Annotated in this window: 14 protein-coding genes and 5 pseudogenes; 10 read left to right on the top strand and 9 right to left on the bottom strand. The window is 39.1% G+C overall.

Features of this window, described 5'->3' with window-relative positions; translation table 11 throughout:
• The 4 genes from ACFINC_RS01750 to ACFINC_RS01735 form a co-directional block, all read right to left on the bottom strand.
• Positions 1–153, bottom strand: coding sequence for an OB-fold domain-containing protein (locus ACFINC_RS01750; protein ID WP_375615826.1), 153 nt, complete (start codon positions 151–153; stop codon positions 1–3).
• A 13-nt stretch (positions 154–166) separates the two neighbouring features.
• Positions 167–682 carry a crossover junction endodeoxyribonuclease RuvC gene (gene ruvC / locus ACFINC_RS01745; RefSeq protein ID WP_375615983.1) on the bottom strand — a complete coding sequence of 172 codons (516 nt, stop codon included), beginning with the start codon at positions 680–682 and terminating at the stop codon, positions 167–169.
• An 841-nt stretch (positions 683–1,523) separates the two neighbouring features.
• Positions 1,524–1,913 (bottom strand): cell division protein ZapA, encoded by a 390-nt coding sequence (locus tag ACFINC_RS01740; RefSeq protein ID WP_375615825.1) that lies wholly within the window; start codon positions 1,911–1,913, stop codon positions 1,524–1,526.
• A 12-nt stretch (positions 1,914–1,925) separates the two neighbouring features.
• Positions 1,926–2,201, bottom strand: coding sequence for a DUF4164 domain-containing protein (locus ACFINC_RS01735; RefSeq protein WP_375608427.1), 276 nt, complete (start codon positions 2,199–2,201; stop codon positions 1,926–1,928).
• Positions 2,202–2,539: 338 nt separating this feature from the next.
• Here ACFINC_RS01735 and tkt point away from each other — a divergent pair, with 338 nt between their 5' ends.
• The 6 genes and pseudogenes from tkt to ACFINC_RS01705 all read left to right on the top strand — a co-directional run.
• Complete coding sequence (tkt, locus tag ACFINC_RS01730; RefSeq protein ID WP_375615824.1) at positions 2,540–4,546, top strand: transketolase; 2,007 nt, start codon at positions 2,540–2,542, stop codon at positions 4,544–4,546.
• Positions 4,547–4,749: 203 nt separating this feature from the next.
• Positions 4,750–5,757, top strand: a complete 1,008-nt coding sequence (gap, locus tag ACFINC_RS01725; protein WP_375615823.1) for a type I glyceraldehyde-3-phosphate dehydrogenase — start codon at positions 4,750–4,752, stop codon at positions 5,755–5,757.
• Between the two features lie 364 nt (positions 5,758–6,121).
• Entirely contained in the window at positions 6,122–7,315 is a 1,194-nt protein-coding gene (locus tag ACFINC_RS01720) for a phosphoglycerate kinase (protein ID WP_375615982.1), read from the top strand.
• A 109-nt stretch (positions 7,316–7,424) separates the two neighbouring features.
• Complete coding sequence (locus ACFINC_RS01715; RefSeq protein WP_375615822.1) at positions 7,425–8,456, top strand: class I fructose-bisphosphate aldolase; 1,032 nt, start codon at positions 7,425–7,427, stop codon at positions 8,454–8,456.
• A gap of 2,140 nt (positions 8,457–10,596) precedes the next feature.
• Positions 10,597–10,883: pseudogene (locus ACFINC_RS01710) on the top strand (integrase); the annotation flags it as partial.
• 1 nt (position 10,884) lies between these two features.
• Positions 10,885–11,159: pseudogene (locus tag ACFINC_RS01705) on the top strand (integrase); the annotation flags it as partial.
• A 1,180-nt stretch (positions 11,160–12,339) separates the two neighbouring features.
• Here ACFINC_RS01705 and ACFINC_RS01700 read toward each other — a convergent pair.
• On the bottom strand, positions 12,340–14,130 hold the full coding sequence (locus tag ACFINC_RS01700) for an ABC transporter transmembrane domain-containing protein (RefSeq protein WP_375615981.1): 1,791 nt from the start codon (positions 14,128–14,130) through the stop codon (positions 12,340–12,342).
• 190 nt (positions 14,131–14,320) lie between these two features.
• On the opposite strand from ACFINC_RS01700, the gene rpmE reads away from it, so the two are divergent.
• On the top strand, positions 14,321–14,542 hold the full coding sequence (gene rpmE / locus ACFINC_RS01695; RefSeq protein WP_005774581.1) for a 50S ribosomal protein L31: 222 nt from the start codon (positions 14,321–14,323) through the stop codon (positions 14,540–14,542).
• Positions 14,543–15,018: 476 nt separating this feature from the next.
• Here the strand turns inward: rpmE and ACFINC_RS01690 are convergent.
• Positions 15,019–15,333: pseudogene (locus ACFINC_RS01690) on the bottom strand (integrase arm-type DNA-binding domain-containing protein); the annotation flags it as partial.
• A 172-nt stretch (positions 15,334–15,505) separates the two neighbouring features.
• On the opposite strand from ACFINC_RS01690, the pseudogene ACFINC_RS01685 reads away from it, so the two are divergent.
• From ACFINC_RS01685 to ACFINC_RS01675, 3 genes and pseudogenes are all read left to right on the top strand, one after another.
• A pseudogene (locus ACFINC_RS01685) lies at positions 15,506–15,753 on the top strand (ABC transporter); the annotation flags it as partial.
• 362 nt (positions 15,754–16,115) lie between these two features.
• Positions 16,116–16,271: a hypothetical protein gene (locus ACFINC_RS01680; RefSeq protein ID WP_375615821.1), complete on the top strand. Its 156-nt coding sequence runs from the start codon at positions 16,116–16,118 to the stop codon at positions 16,269–16,271.
• A gap of 338 nt (positions 16,272–16,609) precedes the next feature.
• On the top strand, positions 16,610–17,884 hold the full coding sequence (locus ACFINC_RS01675) for a hypothetical protein (RefSeq protein WP_375615820.1): 1,275 nt from the start codon (positions 16,610–16,612) through the stop codon (positions 17,882–17,884).
• Positions 17,885–18,380: 496 nt separating this feature from the next.
• On the opposite strand, the pseudogene ACFINC_RS01670 reads toward ACFINC_RS01675, so the two are convergent.
• The 3 genes and pseudogenes from ACFINC_RS01670 to efp all read right to left on the bottom strand — a co-directional run.
• Positions 18,381–19,065, bottom strand: a pseudogene (locus ACFINC_RS01670) (inositol monophosphatase family protein); the annotation flags it as partial.
• Between the two features lie 8 nt (positions 19,066–19,073).
• Positions 19,074–19,865: an inositol monophosphatase family protein gene (locus tag ACFINC_RS01665; RefSeq protein ID WP_375615819.1), complete on the bottom strand. Its 792-nt coding sequence runs from the start codon at positions 19,863–19,865 to the stop codon at positions 19,074–19,076.
• Between the two features lie 11 nt (positions 19,866–19,876).
• Complete coding sequence (gene efp, locus ACFINC_RS01660) at positions 19,877–20,452, bottom strand: elongation factor P (RefSeq protein ID WP_375606557.1); 576 nt, start codon at positions 20,450–20,452, stop codon at positions 19,877–19,879.
• Positions 20,453–20,909: the final 457 nt, after the last annotated feature.

Here is a 20,909-nt window from a genome sequence, read left to right as displayed (position 1 = left end):
TCATATCGCCACCCTTGCCTGATAAGATTGGTCAATACTCTGATAATGCATAAACCAATTCAACACAAAAACAACATAACCCACACCGTGCACATCAAGAAGGATATGATCATCAAAGATATGTTCAAGGGTGCCCTTTAATTTGCCAATCATCTTGCCACCCCACTCATATCGCCACCCTTGCCTGATAAGATTGGTCAATACGCTTACGATGCATACTATGACAAAGAGCAAGAGCAAGAGCATCAGCCGCATCACTGCTATCAAATTCAGCCCGTGGTAGGAGAACTTTTACCATCATATGGATTTGTTCTTTAGCACCATGCCCAACACCAATAACCGATTTTTTCACTTTGTTGGGAGCATATTCAAAAACAGGAAGATTTGCTTGCGCAGGAACCAGCAGCGCAATCGCGCGCGCTTGCCCAAGTTTTAAAGTTGCCGTAGCATCTTTGTTGACAAACACATGTTCCACAGCGGCCTCATGGGGCATAAATTGATGCATAACCTCTGAAAGACCTTTGTGGATCTGACAGAGTCTAGAAGCTAGATCACACTGTACATTAGAAGAAACCGTCCCTGCTGCAATAAACTGAAGACGATTACCTGCAAGATCGATAACGCCCCACCCTGTATGCCGTAATCCGGGATCAATGCCTATAATACGAATCGTCTCTGCCATAAACTTCAGTTTATACACTTTTATCCCTCTTGGATAAAGGCTCGCCTGGAAAGAAAACAGCAGCAAAGGTCAAAACAAGTAAAAAGATAGTCATACCTAGGGAATTTATACATTATACATATAACAAACAGCAGCTTTAAAGAGCACAAACGAAATCAATCAAAAACATTCACACATCACAAGAAAGCAACCTATAAATCACAGGTAAAATATAAAAATTCCCCTTCTCTATCACCTTCCATACCATAACGATTAAACGTCGCAAGTGAGCAAATAGATGATACCGGATTGTACATTCATCAGTGTAAAGATGCGACTCAATGGATGGGATACACTTCACGGAAAATTTTTGCATTATACCATGATACTAAGAGAATAAGGTTATATTTAAAATATATTTTAAATATCCCTCTATATATGAATCTGCTTGGTGCTATCGAGGGGAACAAGGACTTTTGATAGAACTAGAGCTTTTGGGGAAGTGGAATAGAGATGTTTATTCTTGAAGGATGCTTTGCTGGTTTCTGTTGTAATTTCTATGATTGTTTAGAATGATATTGGTCTTATTATCTTGATGCGCGGCATAAAGAAACTTTATTTGAAGCGTAATGATACAAGCCTCCTTGAAACGTTTAAGCGTTTTTTAAGAGGCGTTGGATATTCGGGAAAGTCCTTGTTTGTTGCGCTTAATGCATGTCAATCACATGAAGTGCAAGCCAAGAAAAACCAGTCTTGATTAAGAATCCAACCTGTTTACAGACTGATGTGGGTTTTAGGGTTTTGATTCTGTAGGGTGTGAGAGGCAAGTCAAGTCTTTGGTTTATTACGCGCTGATGTGCGTTTAGAAGTCTTCCTGTTCTTGTTCCTGTTCTTGAATGTGTGTGCTATTTTGATCATCTTTGAGCAATTGATTGGTGAGATTTTCAATACGTTGTGTGGTGTCACGCATAATTTTTCCCATAGTACGATCTCTTTCATTGTGGAGTCGTAAAAGAGCATTGTAGTCTTCTTGTAATTTTTTATTTTCTCGTTTTATCTCTTCCATTTCATCGATAATCATTATGCCGGCCATAACCGATAAACGATGGTCGCCAATTTCACCAAAATTGTTCTTTAAATGTGTGATATATTGATCTAATTGAGCAGCAAGCGCAATAAGACGACGTTCTTGCCCTTTGTCACAAGCCATGCGATAAACTTTACCATCAATGGTAACGGAAACAGTTTCCATACATTCAAACCTTTATCTATCAATGACGACACGAATCGTTTCCATTGCTTTAATAAGACGTTTGGAAACTTCTCTGTTTACGGACTCTAAGCGTTCAATTTGGGCTTCAGCTTTGTCAAGCGCTTGGGCAAGATGGCTGCGATCAGCATTCATTCGTTGAATTTCTTCTTCCCATTCGTTATTTTTATCAATAACGGCATTGCGATTTATTATGGTGATCTCTAAGGTTCTGAGTGCTTTTTCCAGTTGTTCTAGAGCATCTTGTAGAACCGTAGTCTCTTGGTTCATTGCTTTTATCCTTTGGGTAATTATATCCTTTATCAATGCGTTATGCAAAAACGAATCACTTACACTTTTGTATTGCGTGCATTTTATTTTTAAGGATATAGGATATTTTAGCAAGCAAAGCAGGGGATAGATATGAATTAAAAGCTGGATTTTTTGAGTATATTGGCATAAATGACATGAATATACAGGATGCGTGAGGGGAATGTTATTTAAATGTGATCAAAGTAGCGGCAAGAAGTCTCACGCTGAAGATTAGAAAATAGTATTTCTCAGGAATTTTTAAAGAGAATACGGAAAAAGCAACAGAATAACGTACTTAACGAAATGGTTTATCGTTTATGAAAAACAACCCACAACAAAATCAGATGGCCAATGCTATCCGTTTTCTTGCTATTGATGCGATTGAAAAAGCAAATTCTGGTCATCCGGGCTTGCCAATGGGGGCAGCCGATATTGCTACGATTCTTTATACGAAATTCCTTGCTCATGACCCCCAAAAACCTCGTTGGCCTAACCGTGATCGTTTTGTGTTATCAGCAGGACATGGGTCTATGTTGCTTTATGCTCTGCTGTATCTTTCTGGTTATGAAGATATTGGCATTGAAGATCTCAAAAATTTTCGCCAATTAGGGGCAAAACTTGCTGGACATCCAGAATATGGGCATGTGGCGGGAATCGAAACAACCACTGGTCCTCTCGGACAAGGGTTAGCGAATGCCGTGGGGATGGCGCTTGGGGAACGTTTGCAAAATGCCCGTTTTGGTGATCTTATCAACCATTACACTTACGTGTTGGTGGGTGATGGTTGCCTTATGGAAGGGATTTCTCAAGAAGCAATTTCCCTTGCTGGTCATTTGAAACTCAACAAGCTTATTGTGTTGTGGGACGATAATAATATTTCTATCGATGGAGAGATTTCTCTTGCTGACAGTACAGATCAGATTGCGCGTTTTAAAGCGTGCGGTTGGAATACACACAAAGTGGATGGCCATGATCAAGGCGCAATTGCAAGCGCCATTGAAGCAGCACGCGAAAGTGATAAACCAACGTTAATTGCCTGTAAAACAACCATTGGCTTTGGAGCACCGAATAAGGCTGGAACCAATAAAGTTCATGGAGCCCCTTTGGGAGCACGAGAAATTGCTGAAACCCGTATCGCTTTAGGCTGGGAGGCAGAGCCTTTCGTTATTCCAGCCGATATTCTCGATAGTTGGCGCTTAGCGGGGCTTAATGCCGCTAAAAAACGGCAAAAGTGGGAAGCAAAATTGGCTGATCTCCCTGTATCAGAACGGGTGGAGTTTGAAAGATTGATGCGTGGTGATCTTGTGGGGGGATTTGATAGCGCTATCGATGCTTATAAACAGAAACTCGTTGAAGAGCGCCCTATTGTTGCTACGCGTAAAGCTTCGGAAATGGCTCTGGAAGTGATCAATGAAGTCATTACGGAAACCATTGGTGGTTCTGCCGATCTAACGGGGTCCAATAACACAAAAAGCAGCCAAATGAAAAGTATCTCTGCCGATGATTTTTCAGGGCGCTATCTCCATTATGGTATTCGCGAACACGCAATGGGTGCTATAATGAATGGGCTTGCTCTTCATGGGGGCTTTATTCCTTATGGGGGAACATTTTTATGCTTTTCTGACTATATGCGTCCCGCTATGCGTTTGTCTTCTCTTATGGGGTTGCGGGTAATTTATGTCATGACCCATGATTCTATTGGTCTTGGTGAGGATGGTCCTACACATCAACCTGTGGAGCATTTGGCTTGCCTGCGCGCCATGCCTAATCATCTTGTATTTCGCCCTGCTGATGCCATGGAGACAGTCGAGTGTTGGCAATTGGCTTTGAAAGCACGCGGAACACCTTCTACCTTGGCTTTGAGTCGACAAAATCTACCGCTTTTGCGTCAAGAGTATGAAGAAGAAAATCTCTGTATGCTTGGTGCTTATGAATTATTAACGGCCAGTGATGAAGCGCAAGTGACTTTATTTGCTTCCGGTTCAGAATTGCAAATTGCGGTACAAGCACATGCGGTTTTAGAAGAAAAAAATATCCCAACGCGTGTGATTTCTGTTCCTTGTTTTGAACTATTTTCTCAACAATCTTGCTCCTATCAGCGTGCTCTCATTGGAGAGGCACCGATTAAAATTGCTATTGAAGCTGCCGTCGCCCAAGGATGGGAACTTTTTATCGGCTGTGATGGTATCTTTATTGGCATGGATAGCTTTGGGGCAAGTGGAACGATTGATGCCCTTTATGCACATTTTAATATTACATGTGAAAATGTCGTGGCAATCGCAGAAAAAGAGCTTGGAAAGATCAAAGAGGAAAAGACAAAATGACAACTTGTGTTGTCATGAGTTGGTTTGGTCGTAGGGCGTCTATACTGTACAGTGTTGTGGATGATCTTGTGCATTATTGTGGATAAGTAAGTGATTAATCAAGATATTGACGTTATAGGAATTAATGATTTGGGATTGATGAAATACCTATTTATTGTGTTTTAAATGGTGTGCTTTTAAAAATTGATGAGGAAACATGTGAAATGACGGTTCGTGTTGCAATTAATGGGTTTGGTCGTATTGGACGCAATATTTTACGTGCGCTTGTAGAAAGTGGACGACAAGATATTAAAGTGGTTGCAATTAATGATTTAGGATCTGTGGAAACAAATGCCCATTTGTTGCGCTATGATTCAGTTCATGGGCGCTTCCCTGGAACTGTTGAGGTGGTGGGGGATGCCATTGATGTAGGGGGTGGATTAATCAAGGTATGCGCACAACGTGATCCTGCACAATTGCCTTGGAAAGATTTGGATATCGATATTGCTTTAGAATGTACAGGCATTTTTACGGCGCGTGATAAAGCGAGTGCTCATTTAGATGCGGGAGCAAAGCGTGTTCTTGTTTCTGCGCCTTCTGAAGGAGCAGATCTTACGGTTGTCTATGGGGTTAATCATCAATCTTTAAGCAAAGAGCATCGCGTTGTTTCAAATGCTTCTTGTACCACCAATTGTTTGGCGCCTGTTGCCCACGTTTTGCATAACACAGTGGGCATTGAAAAGGGCTTCATGACAACCATTCATTCTTATACAGGTGATCAACCTGTATTGGATACAATGCATCGTGACCTTTATCGTGCACGTGCGGCAGCTCTTTCTATGATTCCTACCTCAACAGGAGCAGCGAAAGCTGTAGGATTGGTTTTGCCAGAATTAAAGGGACTGCTTGACGGTGTGTCGATTCGTGTTCCAACCCCTAATGTTTCTGTAGTTGATTTAACATTTACCGCTAAGCGTTCCACAACAATTGAAGAAATTAACACAGCTATGACTACGGCTGCACGAGGTCCTCTGAAGGGAATTTTAGACACGACAGAAGAAAAACTTGTGAGTTGTGATTTTAATCATAATCCTCATTCAGCGATTTTCCACAATGATCAAACCAAAGTAATTGATGGTCAGCTCTGTCGTGTTCTGGTTTGGTATGATAATGAATGGGGCTTTTCTAACCGTATGAGTGATACGGCTGTAGCTTTTGCTCAAACAATTTAGAAAAAAGGACCTTCGGGTCCTTTTCTTATAAGAATAAGAAAAAGTCTCGTTTTTGTAAAAGTTAAGGCACATTCTTTAAAAAAGGAGATAAAGATGATTGTCTCGTGTGTTGAAGAGAAGACGCTGTTGAGAAATGAATGGTGCAGTTTATTTTAATAACATACATGATTTTAAAAAATACAAGAGAAAACAGAATTCAAAAGAATGCGATTTAAACGAGACAAAGTTTGAAAAAAACAAAAAAAGCAGATCCTTTTCATGTAAAAGCAGAGAAGCGTTTAAAAACAGAGAAGCATTAAGTGAGAGTAAAGTTAGGCAGATACATTTTTATGTAAAACACATGGAAAATAAAGAGGAAAAAGTGATGGGTTTTCACACACTTGATGATGTTGATGTCACTGGAAAACGTGTTCTTGTGCGCGTGGATTTTAATGTTCCTATGGCACTGGGCAAAGTTTGTGACGAGACACGTCTTGTACGACATAAAGAAACACTCGTTGAGCTACAAAAGCGTGGTGCTAAACTTATTCTGCTTTCTCATTGTGGTCGCCCTAAAGGAAAGGTAGAGCCAGAATTTTCACTCCGTCCTGTTGTACAAGTATTGGAAAAGATCATTAATCAGCCGGTTGCTTTTGCTCCTGATTGTATCGGTACAGTAGCACAGATAGCTGTTGAAGCATTACAAAATGGGAGTGTTTTACTGCTTGAAAATGTTCGTTTTCATTCAGGGGAAGAAAAAAACGATTGTTCTTTTGCTGAGGCTTTAGCCCATAATGGCGATCTCTATGTTAATGATGCTTTTTCAGTTTCTCATCGTGCCCATGCTTCGGTAGAAGGCATAACACATTTGTTGCCTTCCTATGCGGGGCGTTCTTTGCAAGGAGAGTTGCAGGCATTAGAAAAAGGATTGGGCAATCCAACACGTCCTGTAATTGCCCTTGTGGGAGGTGCCAAGGTTTCTAGTAAGCTTTTTGTGCTCAATCATTTGGTGGAAAAAGTCGACTCCTTGGTTATTGGTGGGGGCATGGCCAACAGTTTTTTAGCGGCGCAAGGTGTTCATGTTGGAAAATCACTCTGTGAACATACATTGATGGAAACGATTAAAAAAATCATTAAAAAAGCGCAAGAGTGTCAATGTAAGCTTCTGCTTCCGGTAGATGCTGTTGTTGGCTTTCGCTTTGAAAAAAATGCACCACATCGTCTCTATGATATTGAAGATATTCCACAAGATGGCATGATATTGGATATTGGTACACGTTCTATTGTGCATATCAATGCTGCAATTGATGAAGCTGCTACCCTCGTGTGGAATGGTCCCCTTGGTGTTTTTGAGATGCCTCCTTTTGATAAGGGAACAATTGCCGTGGCACGCCATGCAGCAGAACGTAGTCAAAAAGGGAAATTGGTTTCAATTGCGGGAGGGGGCGATACGGTTTTTGCCCTTAATCATGCTGGTGTTGCCAATGATTTTACTTATCTCTCGACTGCTGGAGGAGCTTTTTTGGAATGGATGGAAGGTAAGATTTTACCTGGCATTTTTGCCCTTATGCAAGCTTAAATGTCTATTTAAAGAGCAGCTAAAAAAAGAACTGTGTTGTTATGTAGAGTATATCGCGCGTGGTGCGCACTTTTGGAAAATTTAAAGACAAAATAAAGAGGATTTTTTTATGAACGAACGGCTTGAAGATATTGCACTTTCTTTGGTGTATGCAGGTAAAGGTATTTTAGCAGCAGATGAAAGTACGGCAACCATTGGCAAGCGTTTTGAAAGCATTGGTGTTGAATCTCATGAAGATAGTCGCCGTGCTTATCGTGAAATGCTTTTTAGTGCAAAAGAAGCTATGGAAAATGCCATTTCTGGAGTCATTTTATTTGATGAAACCATTCGACAAAAAGCATCAACTGGACAAATGTTGACAGATCTTATTCGTGAAACGGGGGCATTACCAGGCATTAAAGTTGATACGGGAGCCAAACCATTGGCTGCTTTTCCCCAAGAGACAATTACCGAAGGGTTGGATGGTCTTCGTGAGCGGCTAAAAGACTATTATGCTTTGGGAGCACGTTTTGCTAAATGGCGGGCGGTAATTGCTATTAATGCCGATACTTTGCCAACAAGAGGGGCCATCAACCAAAATGCACAAGCTCTCGCACGCTATGCTGCTTTGTGTCAGGAGTTGAATATTGTGCCCATTGTTGAACCGGAAGTGTTAATGGATGGACCGTCGTGTGGGCATTCCATTACGCGTTGCTTTGAGGTGACACGCGCTGTTTTACAGGCTGTCTTTAAAGAATTGTTTGAAGCCCGTATTCTTTTGGAGGGGATGATTTTAAAGCCCAATATGGTGATTGATGGCAAGGATGCACGCAAGGCTAGTGTTGAAGAAGTTGCTGAAAAGACCGTCCAGGTGCTTAAACAAACGGTTCCTGCTGCTGTTCCAGGAATTGCTTTTCTTTCTGGAGGACAGTCCGATCAGGAAGCAACAGCGCATTTATCTGCCATGAATTCTTTAGGCTCATTGCCTTGGAAATTGACCTTTTCCTATGGACGCGCATTGCAAGCAGCAGCCTTAAAAGCATGGGCTGGAAAAGATGAAAATATTGCTGTTGCACAGAAAGCCTTTAGTCATCGTGCTCGGATGAACCATCTTGCGGCTTTAGGCCAATGGACAAAAGAGCAAGAAAAAGCGAGCATTTGAAGCACAAGCTCTGTTCTTAAATGCGGGGAGATTTTGCATGTTTCTACGTGATTTGGGATGCCCTCACCATGGATAAAATGGCGGGGGCATTTTAGGCTTGAAAGCTTTCTCAGAAAATTTTCTTCTTGGATATTTTAAAAGTCTTTAATGGGTGCTATCTGAGAGATAAGATTGCGGGAGGGTTGTAGGAAGGGAAGATAATGCTAGAAAATTTGTGAATGCGCAGCATCTTAGTGTGTTGTCGTTCATGAAGTAGGCACTTGCTTTTTGAGTGAAAATCATAAAGCAAATACTGTATTGAAGAGTTTGATAGTGTGATGTTTTTTCATGTTATCATTACTTATCATCAGCAGAATCCATTTGAGTGTAGTTGCAAAGGTGGATAAGCTGGTAGATTGAAGAATTACGATTTCTGAATTGATTAGACATACAGCTTATGAAATTTTTGTGCATCAGGATAGTTTCCTGTTCAATGGGGGTAGACTTTCTATTGACGAACAGATTGAAAACTCTTGCAAAAGAAAATAGATTTGCCCCTCAATAAAACACCTATTTTTTCGTTAAAATGAATAAATTTTTCCTGTCTTTTGTGATGATATAATTATAAGCGATTAAGTTTATAGCGTTTTTGCTTAAAAATGGGGGGAATTGTGGACGGCATATCTTCTAAGAATGACAGTATATCTTCTAAGAATATAAGCATCAAAAGAAAAAATCGATACGCAGAACAGAGCGTTTCTGCAATTATGATGAGAAAATTGTGCAATATGGTGCGTGAGGTATTCGAAGGGATCTTTACAGTATTTATTTTCATAATTTTTCTTATCCTATTCCGTCTTCGTGGACCGATTCATGCCATACTAAGCTTCTTTGCGGGTGCGAGTGGATTAGCGGTGCTTTTTGTTTTTTTTCGGATACCTCATAGAACGCCGCGAAGCAGCAAATGAAGCCGCTATATCGTACGCATTATTCTTAACAATTTTTGAAGGCGTTTTTTCTGTTGTATGCATGTCTGCTGCGTGGGGTTACGACGCTCTCTTATTCCGTTTAGCACCTCCTGGGTATGTTCTTATTCTCCCTGAATAAAAAAAGCGCCCTTCGTTTGTGTATAAATAAAAAATGAGAGGCTGTCTGCCTCTCAAATTCTTCATAATCGCTCTCCAAAATCATAACATCAAACCCGCGTTTAACGAAGGACTAACAAGCCTTTGTTCTCAAGCTCAAGGAAAACCTTACAGAGGCCGCCTAACGGCATCCTTGACCTTAAGACACCCAAACGACTTATGAACAAACTCTCTTATTAAGCCACATCATCTTTTATTCTTCTCATGCAGCTCTGAAATCATGATATAAGGGGAAAACTTCTTATGAGCCCTAAAAGGTACCTTATCGTGTGTTAAATGAAAAAAAGCATCTTTATGCAATATAATCCAATTATGATTTTTTGATTTAAACATAAAAGACTTAAAGCCTTCTACAAGACTGATACGATAAAAGGGAGTAAATCGCCTATCCTTAGAAACTAAGACATATTCTCGGTGCTCTTGATATAGTTATATCACCAAATGATTTTTGAATGACTCATCCTTTTGGCTCTATCCGCTAAAAGGTCATTTTGAGGGTTCTTGGTTAATGAATGTAAAGGAAAATTAGCATGTAATATTTCGCTTTGCTGGTATAGATGCCGAATGAGTTAATTATCTAGAGGATCACTGAAGAGTGAGTGCTAAAAAATGATGAAAATCCTCTGCACTTCGGTGAATTTGTGATTGAAGATATAATCGTAGAACTTGGCTTATCTGTTACTGAAACAGCTGAATGATTTGAAATGGTTAGGGGTGTGTATTTTGCACACACTTGGCTCGCTATACAAAAAAATTATGATTTCGTGCAAGCTTTAAAACATAAAGACTCTAAAGATATATCATATTTGTACAATATATTGATTTATAATGATAATTTAGCATTATTTATATTGAATTAGTCGCCCGAATAACGTAAGGTTTTCTCATTTCAAATCTGTTTATCTTGGATCAATCAAAACTATTCCCTTGCACATCACAAGCGGGGCTAGCGTGTGGGTAAAAATATAGAAGAAAGGAGACTATAAATGCCTCCTATGCCCCCTCTCTAGTGCCAAATGTTGTCGCAACATCCACGAGCTAGCAAAGAGTGTGATGGTGCCGTCTTGCTTCTTCACAAACGTAAAGATGAAGGTGCTCAATAGCTTTACCGTTATAGCATTCATGGACGCCGTCGCGAAATAAGCTTGGGTGCTCTTTGAGAGATATATCTTTAAAACAAGCCCATGAAACTGCAACAAAAGGGCTTCCTGTTTTCCGTGAGGAACAAAATCCCATTAAAAAACGGAATAAACAAAAGTGTGAAGCAATGAGCAATCTCCATTATTTAAAAGATATTGCTCTGAGCTAGCAAAGAGTGTGATGGTGCCGTCTTGCTTCTTCACAAACGTAAAGATGAAGGTGCTCAATAGCTTTACTGTTATAGCATTCATGGACGCCGTCGCGAAATGGACTTGGGTGCTCTTTGAGAGATATATCTTTAAAACAAGCCCATGAAACTGCAACAAAAGGGCGTTCTGTTTTCCGTGAGGAACAAAATCCCATTAAAAAACGGAATAAACAAAAGTGTGAAGCAATAAGCAATCTCCATTATTTAAAAGATATTGCTCTAGATACTTTTGTACACGTTCCTATCATCGTTAAAATGCCTTCTTAAAGCACGACAGGGGGTGCTATAAAATTGAGAGCTGTAAAATATATGGGGGCTTGGAAGGGGTGAGAAGATGGTGTTCAATCAAAGCACTCTATCCTTACTTTTATAGGCTATGATTGGAAGAGAGAGTTGGAGAGACGATTTATGAGCAAAGAGAAAGTGTTTTTAGGTTGCATGTCTTCAAGAAAAGACAGTGGTCGTGGTGATATTTACAAACAATAAATTTGATAAAATTTTACAATTTTGCCAAAAGCGGGTTTATTACAAAAGCTGTTGCTCATACGCACTCACACAAAAATTATAGAGACACCCAAAAACGCTAAAAAAATCTTTGCTCTTTTTCAATAATAAGAATCTGCAAACAATGTTCAAAAAATGTTCGTTTTTTAAAAGAGAATAAAAGGATACTTTTACAGATGAGAAGCGTATTTATAAATTACAGTTTGTCATGATTTTCGGTAAACACTATTGTTTAGAGCGCTGAGATAGAGGGCATGAAAAATTTTTCATATTAATTTTTTTTAAAGAGTGTGGTTAGTCTTTAGGGTAGAGCTTGTGTCCCTAGAGCCTATCAAGTGTGAGCCGCATAAGGGCCTCAAGCAAGCGAGCACCAGTATACTCTTTGCCAGCGTATACTCTTTCAGCGCCCCAATGTTTTGACAGCTCTTGGAACTTAAAGGGGTAAGAGAGGCTTTTGCTCCTTTCTTGTACCGTTTCACTTCACACGCCAACTCTGCTTGTGATGTGCAAGCAAAAGATTTTGTTTGATTCACTATGAGGGTTTGACATGAGAAAATCCTATGGTATTAGGATTTCTCACGAAAAATAATGAATTATCTTTATAATAAACAACCTGACGGCTCTATTATGAAGAGAGTTCTTTGCACACCTTAATCATAGAGATTAACTTGGCATCGTTTTATATTCTGTACATAGAAGCGTTTTTATAAAAATGATCTACCTTATGCAGAAAAAAGAACAACCTGTAATTCAAAAAGAAACTGCCTCAATTCTTGCTCCTCTTTTTCATCTTAATTCTTATCCCTCTTTTTTCCATGAGCCCTTAAATTAATAATCCTCTGCCTGTAAAGCGCGGTATTCACGCCCAAGTACTGCTGCCCAAGTACTGCTCTTGTATCAAGATCACTCACTCAGGTGAAAATTGCAATTTTGCGAGATAGGCATAAACGCCATTTTTTGCCACAAGCTCGGCATGCGTTCCTTCTTCCACAAGGGCGCCTTTATCCATAACAAGAATGCGATCTGCTTTTAAAATTGTTGCCAAACGATGCGCAATGACCAATGTTGTGCGGTTTTGCATCAATCCTTCTAAAGCGTCTTGCACCAACTTTTCACTGTTTGCATCCAAAGCCGATGTTGCTTCATCAAGCAGCAAGAGAGGTGCATTTCTTAAAATTGCCCGCGCAATACCAATGCGTTGTTTTTGCCCCCCAGAAAGCATGGTACCGCGTTCTCCTACTTGCGTATCCAAGCCATCTGGTAAAGCTTGAATAAATTCAAGTGCATTAGCCGCTTTAGCAGCAGCAAGGATTTCCTCTTCATGGGTATTTTCAGTTCCAAAAATAATATTATCACGCAATGTTCCATCAAAAATAGCAACATCTTGTGGAACATAGGAAATTGCACTGCGTAAATCTTGTAAAGAAAGGCGATTAATTTCCATGCCATCCAACCGAATTGTTCCACTTATTGGATCATAAAAACGAAGGATCAAAGAAAAAATGCTGCTTTTTCCTGCTCCAGAAGCCCCAACAAAAGCAACCGTTTCGCCTGCTTTTACAGAAAATGAAAGCGAGCGTAAAACCTTCTCTTGTGGTCTAGAAGGATAGGTAAAATCAACTTGATCAAAAACAAGTTCACCTCGAACAGGTTGCGCCAATGATAAAGGATTTTTAGGTGCTACAATAGTAGGTTGTTCTTGTAACAATTCGGCAAGCCGCTCAGCAGCACCTGCTGCTTGGATTAATTCTGCTCCCAATTCCGATAATTGCGCAAAAGTAGAAGCTCCAAAAACCGCATAAAGGACAAATTGCCCTAATGTCCCTCCTGTCATCGTTCCATTCAAAACATCGCGCGATCCGATCCATAAAACAGCAACCACACTGCTAAAAACCAAAAAAATTGCAAACCCCGTAAAAAAGGAGCGCAAGATCACAGAAGCACGTGCTGTTTGAAAAGCACGTTCTATCAATTGTGAAAAACGTATTGTAACGAGTTTTTCAGCGGTAAAAGCTTGCACAGTGCGAATAGCACTTACCTGCTCTGTAGCGACAGCATTAGCATCTGCGAGACGATCTTGCGCCGCGCGGGTACGAGAGCGAACTTTACGTCCAAAGACCACCAAGGGAATGGCCACAATAGGAATAGCAGCCAGAACCAGCAAAGATAATTTAGCATTGGTGATCACCATCATCACGACGGCTCCGATCACGATAATCAGCTGACGCAAAGCGGTAGAGGCGGTAGAGCCCACAGCTAATTTTATTTGTGTGGTATCGGTTAGAAGCCTTGAAACAATCTCTCCTGAATGTGACCGATCAAAAAAAGCAGGAGAGAGTTTCATAATATGGACAAACACATCACGCCGTAAATCGGCAACAATCCGTTCTCCTAAGGTGATAACACAGTAATAACGGGCTGCTGAAGCAAAAGCGAGAAACAAGGCTAAGATAAACAAAATTCCAAAGTAAAAATTGATATGTCCATGGCTTGAAGTAGAAAACCCATGATCAAACATTTGGCGGATAGCCACAGGCAAAGCTAATGTGACAAGAGCAGCAACAGATAACGCTAGAAAAGCAAAGATAAACAACCAACGATAGCGCAAAAGATAAGGAACAAAAATTGCAAGCGAAGAGAATGAAGATTTTTTATGGGAAGATTTCGTAGATTTTTCTGAATGATAATGTAACATTATAAAATTTCGCTCACTCTATTAAATGATTTATAGCACTTGATACAATGATGTATCTTGAACACTTGTTTTTTGATGCGTGCTCGGCTATAGGAATAAATACTTTAAATCAGTGTATCAAAAAGACAAAGGAAGCGCACTTAAAAAAACGAGTAAGTGTTCTTTCATTCTATAAACGCAAAAGGTTTGACGCATGAAAGCGAATATTCATCCCAACTATCACAAAATTACCGTTGTAATGACGGATGGAACCCAGTATACGACGCGTTCCACTTGGGGAAAAGAAGGTGATACCCTTAATCTAGATATTGACCCAAGAACGCATCCAGCATGGACAGGTGGCTCCCAAACACTTGTAGACCGTGGTGGTCGTCTTTCTAAGTTCAAAAATCGTTTTGGTAATATTGGCATGTAAAAGCCTCCTTCTTATGGGGTACAAAAATTTTAAACAAAACGATTGCAAACGATGGTTTTTTTATCCTGTCAAAGAGTGCACTTTAAATATTAATTCAAAAACGCATCCGACATAAACAGATGGGTCTTAAACCCTTATAAATCATTGTGGTTGCGTTTTTTAAATTCAAAAATCATTTTGAAATACACGCATACACCCCTTCTCATAGCGTATAAAAATCTCAGATAAAATAATTGCAAACTTTTCTTCTTTTTTAGAACTGAACATACCCATGGAGAGGAAATTTTTGCCGCTTTTAAAGCTGCCAATGCATTTGAATTTATTCAAGCTTTACCAAACGTCTTTGATACGCAAGGAGGAGAACGCAGTACCATGCTTTCTGGAGGGCAAAAACAACGCATTGGTATTGCATAGGCGATTTTAAGAAATACAGCCCTCTTAACTGCAAGCCTGCACCATCACACACTTTGCCAGCTCAGAGCAATATCTTTTAAATAATGGAGATCGCTTATTGCCGCACACTTGTTTATTCCGTTCTTTAATGGAATTTTGTTCCTCACGGAAAACAGAACGCCATTTTGTTGCAGTTTCACGGGCTTATTTTAAAGATACATCTCTCAAAGAGCATCCAAGTCCATTTCGCGACGGCGTCTATGAATGCTATAACGGTAAAGCTATTGTGCACCTGCATATTTACGCTTATGAAAAAGCAAGCCAGCAGCATCATTATATTTGCCAACTCGTGGATGTTGCTACAGCCCTTAGCACTTGAGACGATTCATGAGAGGCATTTTAAATCTTTTCTTAATAGTTTTTTATTCACGCGGGCTCTCCCCGCTTGGTACGTGCAAGAAACATAGTTTTGATTGATTCACCATGGAACCGATTTGAAATGAGAGAATCCTACGGTATTCGGGATTCTCATTCAACATACAAGACAATGAATTATTATTATAAATCAAAGTATTACTACTTGATGAAACAACATCTGCTTTGGATGAAAACAGTGAAAAGTTGGTGCAAAATGCCTTAGAAGGATTGATGCAAAATCGTACAACCTTGGTCATTTCCCATTGTTTTGCAACAATTTTAAAAGCTGATCGTATTCTCGTGATGAATAAAGGCGCCTTTGTGGAAGAAGGAACACACAACTCATTATAAAAAATAATGTTTATGCGCATTTGGCTCAACTGCAATTTTCATCTGAGTAAGTGATCTTGATACAAGAGCAGTATCTTTAAGGGCATAAACAGCACTCTTTTCAGATAGGCTTATCAATTTGAAACTCTCATGGAAGAAAGAAAGGCAAGCATTGAGATGCTTTTCTTTTTTAACGGGCTGTTCTTTTTTCTGCGCAAGATGAAGCATTTTTATAAAAATACTTCATCTGTGTACAGAATATAAAATAATACCCAGTTAAATCGTTATGGACTATTAAGATGAGCAAGGAGTTCTCTTCATAACAACACTGTCACGTTGATTTATAATGATAACGCATTGTTTTTCATGAGAGATCATGAATACCATAGGATTTTCTTATTTCAAATTTGGTTATGTTAAATCAGTTAAAACCATGTCTCTTGCATATACCAAGCAGGGAAGATTGCGTGAAGTAAACACTTTAGAAAGAATAAGTCCTCTTCATGAAGCGTCTCAAGTTTTATGGGCTGTAGTAACATTAGGGGTTAGGAAAGTGTATGATGATGCCGATTTACTAAAAAAGAGCTGATAAATGAGCAGAGAGACACTTTTTATCAATTTTACAAAACAAGGTGAGCACGCAGCCATGTTTTGCTGTGTTAGGCGTTTGAGTACTTTGAACCAATATTGTGGGAGTGCATTTTAAGAATTATAAAGCTCTTCTTTAAAGTGCATAAAGCATAAGAGTAATACAATTAAATACAAATTGTTTTATTTTACCAATAAAAATATCTATATTTTGTGTATTGTTTTTATTAAAATATAATATGTAGTGATTTTCAAATCAGATATACACATATTGATACAATATCGAGGGATCAATAAAAGAGCTGCGTTAAATGTTGGTGAGAATAAAAGAAGGCAAGAATGAATGATCAGGATACTTTCATAGTTATAGTAGGAATAGTTATAATAGGGAGCATAATCTATAGTCTTTGGTTAGCAAATTATCAGAAAAAGCAATTAATTGAACAACTTGAACAGTTTGAGAAATTACTGCAGCTAAAAGATCGAGAGTGCGCGATATACCACGATATTATTGCACAATGGGAACAAAGGCTTGTTAAAAAAACTCAAAAAATATCGCCAAAATGGATTAAACAATGGGATGAAGAAGCAAAGCATTGGGAAAGAGATTTACTGGAGATAAAAAATCCTGAACATTGGCTATCTTCTGAATCGAGCGGACAATGGCCTTTGATGGTAAAAGATATTTGTATGCAAGGATATGGAGAAGCGTGGTTTTTGTATGAAAAGGCGCTGACAAAAGAACTGACTGATGAACATATCAAAAAAATAAATGCGTTCATAATCACTTTTAAGGAAACTTATCTCAAAGCAGTGCGATTGATGAGAAAGAATAGGATCACTTTGCAAAAGTTTGTAGATCCTCTTACGAAAAAAAAACGATATAAACATACAATGTTGTCGCTTCATTGGTGTTTATATATGGTTGATGATATGATTACGGCTGAATATGAACAGCAACTACAAAAAAAGGCTTCAGGATACTATGAAGAGTTAAAGTCTTTGGAAATTTATTATGAAGATATACCTAAATATACAGAATATGAAACGCTAGAAGAGATACTGTCTTGTTGGTATCTTAGTCTGCCTAGAGATGCTAAATTACTATGCATTCGTAAAAGAGAGCTTCTAGCATTATTGTATGATATTTCCAGTGCTTATAAAGCGGCAAGAAAAACTTTTATTTACTATAAGCAGCTTATTGATACGGTAAAAGAAGGATATATGGCCTTTGATAAGGATTGTCGTTACTCCACGGTTAGAAATGACATTGATGTTTGTAGAGAGAAAGATAAAGAAAAGAAAAAGGGATTGCGTATTGCTAAAGAGACTCCAACATATGAAAAAGCCTATAAATTAGGAGTCATAGAATGGATGAAGTGGTCAAGTAAGAAATGTGATAATCAATGGATCTTTTGGAAAATGCTTGTCAAAATAGGAAATTCAAAAGAAAAATTAAAAATCATTTTTGGTGATGAAAAGGTAAATGCACTGGAAGAAGCTATCAAAAAAGATCAAGAACAGTTCGTGAGCGAATTTCAAGAAGCAATTCTCGAGAACAAAAATGTGCATTTTTATAAATCCCATGCCTATTTGATACATACTTTAGAATAATGCTGAAAAGAAGAAGCTGATAACAATTGTATGAATCGGTGAATTTACTGAAACCTCTGTTATCACACGCGGTGGTGAAACATATTGATAAGCAGTGAGAGTAATGTACAGCAGCTCTTACCAAAAAGGAGAGAGTGGGCTCTTCTAGAGTCAATTTTTTTGCGCGCAGTGTAAGAGTGATCTCTCAAGAGAAGTAGGAGAGGCTTTTGCCTCAGGTGCAATAATTGCTTTTTGGGGCGTTTGATTATGATGTTTTTTTGTTTATTGCCTTTTGCAGCTTGTTTGGAGGCGAATTTGAATAACAGAAACGTCAATAAGGTAAGCTATTGGGGATTGCTTTTGTGGGGGCTTATAGCAAGTACATTTTTTGTTCGTAGTGATGTTTTTTGTCACTATCTCATTCGCGAGTTTCTATCGTTTTCTGTAAAGAAAATTAAAAACTCTTTCTTCATGTGTTTGTTTAAGGTTCTAAGGGTTTTGTAAAAAACTGTAAGAGTTAAATACCTTTTTTGAGATTTTTTATAGTTTAATGCGAATGTGTTCATTGCCAGCGATGATATTTTTTTGCGGAATATATCGCTACCGCCTTCTTTATCGGTGACAAAACCACCGGTTTTGCGAACCATTAATATTCCAGCAGCCATATCCCAAATTTGTAGATTGTCTTCCCAAAAGCCATCGGTTCGGCCAGAAGCAACATAAGCTAAATCAAGAGAAGCAGCACCAAAACGGCGCAGTCCAGCAACTTCCATCATCACATTACGTAATTCAATAAGATAGGTTCCATGACCTGGTCGACCAAAATGAGGCATTCCCGTGGCAATGACACAATCTTCTAGTCTGCGCCGTGCAGAAACGCGACAGCGCCGGTCGTTAAAAAAAGCACCACACCCGCGTTCTGCGGTGAAAAGTTCATCACTCACAGGATTGTAAATGACACCAGCAACGATTTTTCCTTGGCTTTCTAAAGCAATGGAAACAGCAAAAAAAGGAATGCCATGGAGAAAATTTGTAGTACCATCTAAAGGATCAACAATAAAACGATGTTGTGAATCTTCGCCAATGATTTCCTCAGACTCTTCCATCAGAAAACCAAATTTGGGGCGTTCTTTGCTTCATTCATTGAAAATAATTTTTTCAGCTTTTCGTTCTGCTTGGCTGAGGTAATCTTCTGGATTTTTTTTGAGGCTTAAATGCCTTTTTTGAGGGTTTTTTCTAATTTTAGGCGAATATGTTCATTGCCGGCAATGATATTTTTTTTGCGGAATATATCATCACCACCTTCTTTATCGGTGATAAAACCTCCGGCTTCACGAACCATCAATATTCCAGCAGCCATATCCCAAATTTGTAGATTGTCTTCCCAAAAGCCATCGGTTCGGCCAGAAGCAACATAAGCTAAATCAAGAGAAGCAGCACCAAAACGGCGCAGTCCAGCAACTTCCATCATCACATTACGTAATTCAATAAGATAGGTTCCATGACCTGGTCGACCAAAATGAGGCATTCCCGTGGCAATGACACAATCTTCTAGTCTGCGCCGTGCAGAAACGCGACAGCGCCGGTCGTTAAAAAAAGCACCACACCCGCGTTCTGCGGTGAAAAGTTCATCACTCACAGGATTGTAAATGACACCAGCAACGATTTTTCCTTGGCTTTCTAAAGCAATGGAAACAGCAAAAAAAGGAATGCCATGGAGAAAATTTGTAGTACCATCTAAAGGATCAACAATAAAACGATGTTGTGAATCTTCGCCAATGATTTCCTCAGACTCTTCCATCAGAAAACCAAATTTGGGGCGTGCTTTGCTTAGTTCATTGAAAATAATTTTTTCAGCTTTTCGATCTGCTTGGCTGACGTAATCTGCTGGCCCTTTTAAAGACACTTGCAAATTTTGCACTTCACCGTAATCACGCACGAGCGAGCGTCCTGCTTTCATTGCAGCTTGCACCATGACATTCATGACTGCAGAATGGGCCATTTTTTATTCCTTTATTTATCTTTTTCATTTGCGCGACGCAAATAAATCAACTCGTTGGTGTCTACAATGATACGTTCACCAGCATTCATAAAGGGAGGAACAAGAATCCGAATCCCATTTTCAAGAATGGCGGGTTTATAAGAAGCTGTAACTGTTTGTCCTTTAAGTGCAGGATCGGCTTCAGCAATCGTGACAGCAACCTGATCAGGAAGTGAGATGCCGATAGGCTTTTCTTGATAAAGTTCAACTGTGACAGTCATCCCATCTTGGAGAAAAGCGGCACGTTCACCAACAAAATCCTTTTGGAGTTCAAGTTGTTCATAAGATTCTGAATCCATAAAGACCAAAGCATCCCCTTGTTGATAAAGAAATGTGAAATCCTTTTGTTCAAGGCGCACGCGTTCAACTGTCTCAGCAGCGCGAAATCGCTCATTGAGTTTTGTACCATCAATTAAATTTTTCATTTCAACTTGATTAAATGCACCACCTTTTCCTGGTTTAACAGCATTACATTTCACCGCAACCCACAAGCTTCCTTGATGCTCGATCACATTACCAGGACGAATTTCATTGCCATTAATTTTCATTGTTTCTATCCAATTCCATTTTTGCAAAAAGAGCTCTTCTGTTGTTCTTATATCGCTTTTCTTTGCTACCTTTTAACAGTTAAGCTCTTTTGTTATTTTTGGGTTCAAATCCCCTTGTTAACCTTGCTGCTCTCTCCATAATCCTTGTATGCCCTTCATTTTCTTTGCTCATGGGCATTGCAAAAAAAGAACAAAAGGACCTTTATGTATTTTTGCTTTTCAGCTCTTTGCAAGACCATAAAAAGTGCTCAGACGCAAGCTTTTTAAAAATTTACACAAAATTTTTTTGGGATTTTTTAGAGAATTTATCCCGTTTTATTGTAAAATATCATCATTGATGGCAAAGATATAATTGGTGGCAATAATATAAGTTCCGTAAACATGAGGTATTTTTAATTGAGAGCATGTGAATACGGAGTTTATTATAGTGCCTCATGGGATAGAGCGTGGTGTGCGC

This window comes from Bartonella sp. AP58NXGY (assembly GCF_042195785.1).
In the GTDB taxonomy this organism is placed as follows: domain Bacteria; phylum Pseudomonadota; class Alphaproteobacteria; order Rhizobiales; family Rhizobiaceae; genus Bartonella.
The sequence above is the reverse complement of the archived record's forward strand: the minus strand, read 5'-3'. Positions and strand labels throughout refer to the sequence as shown.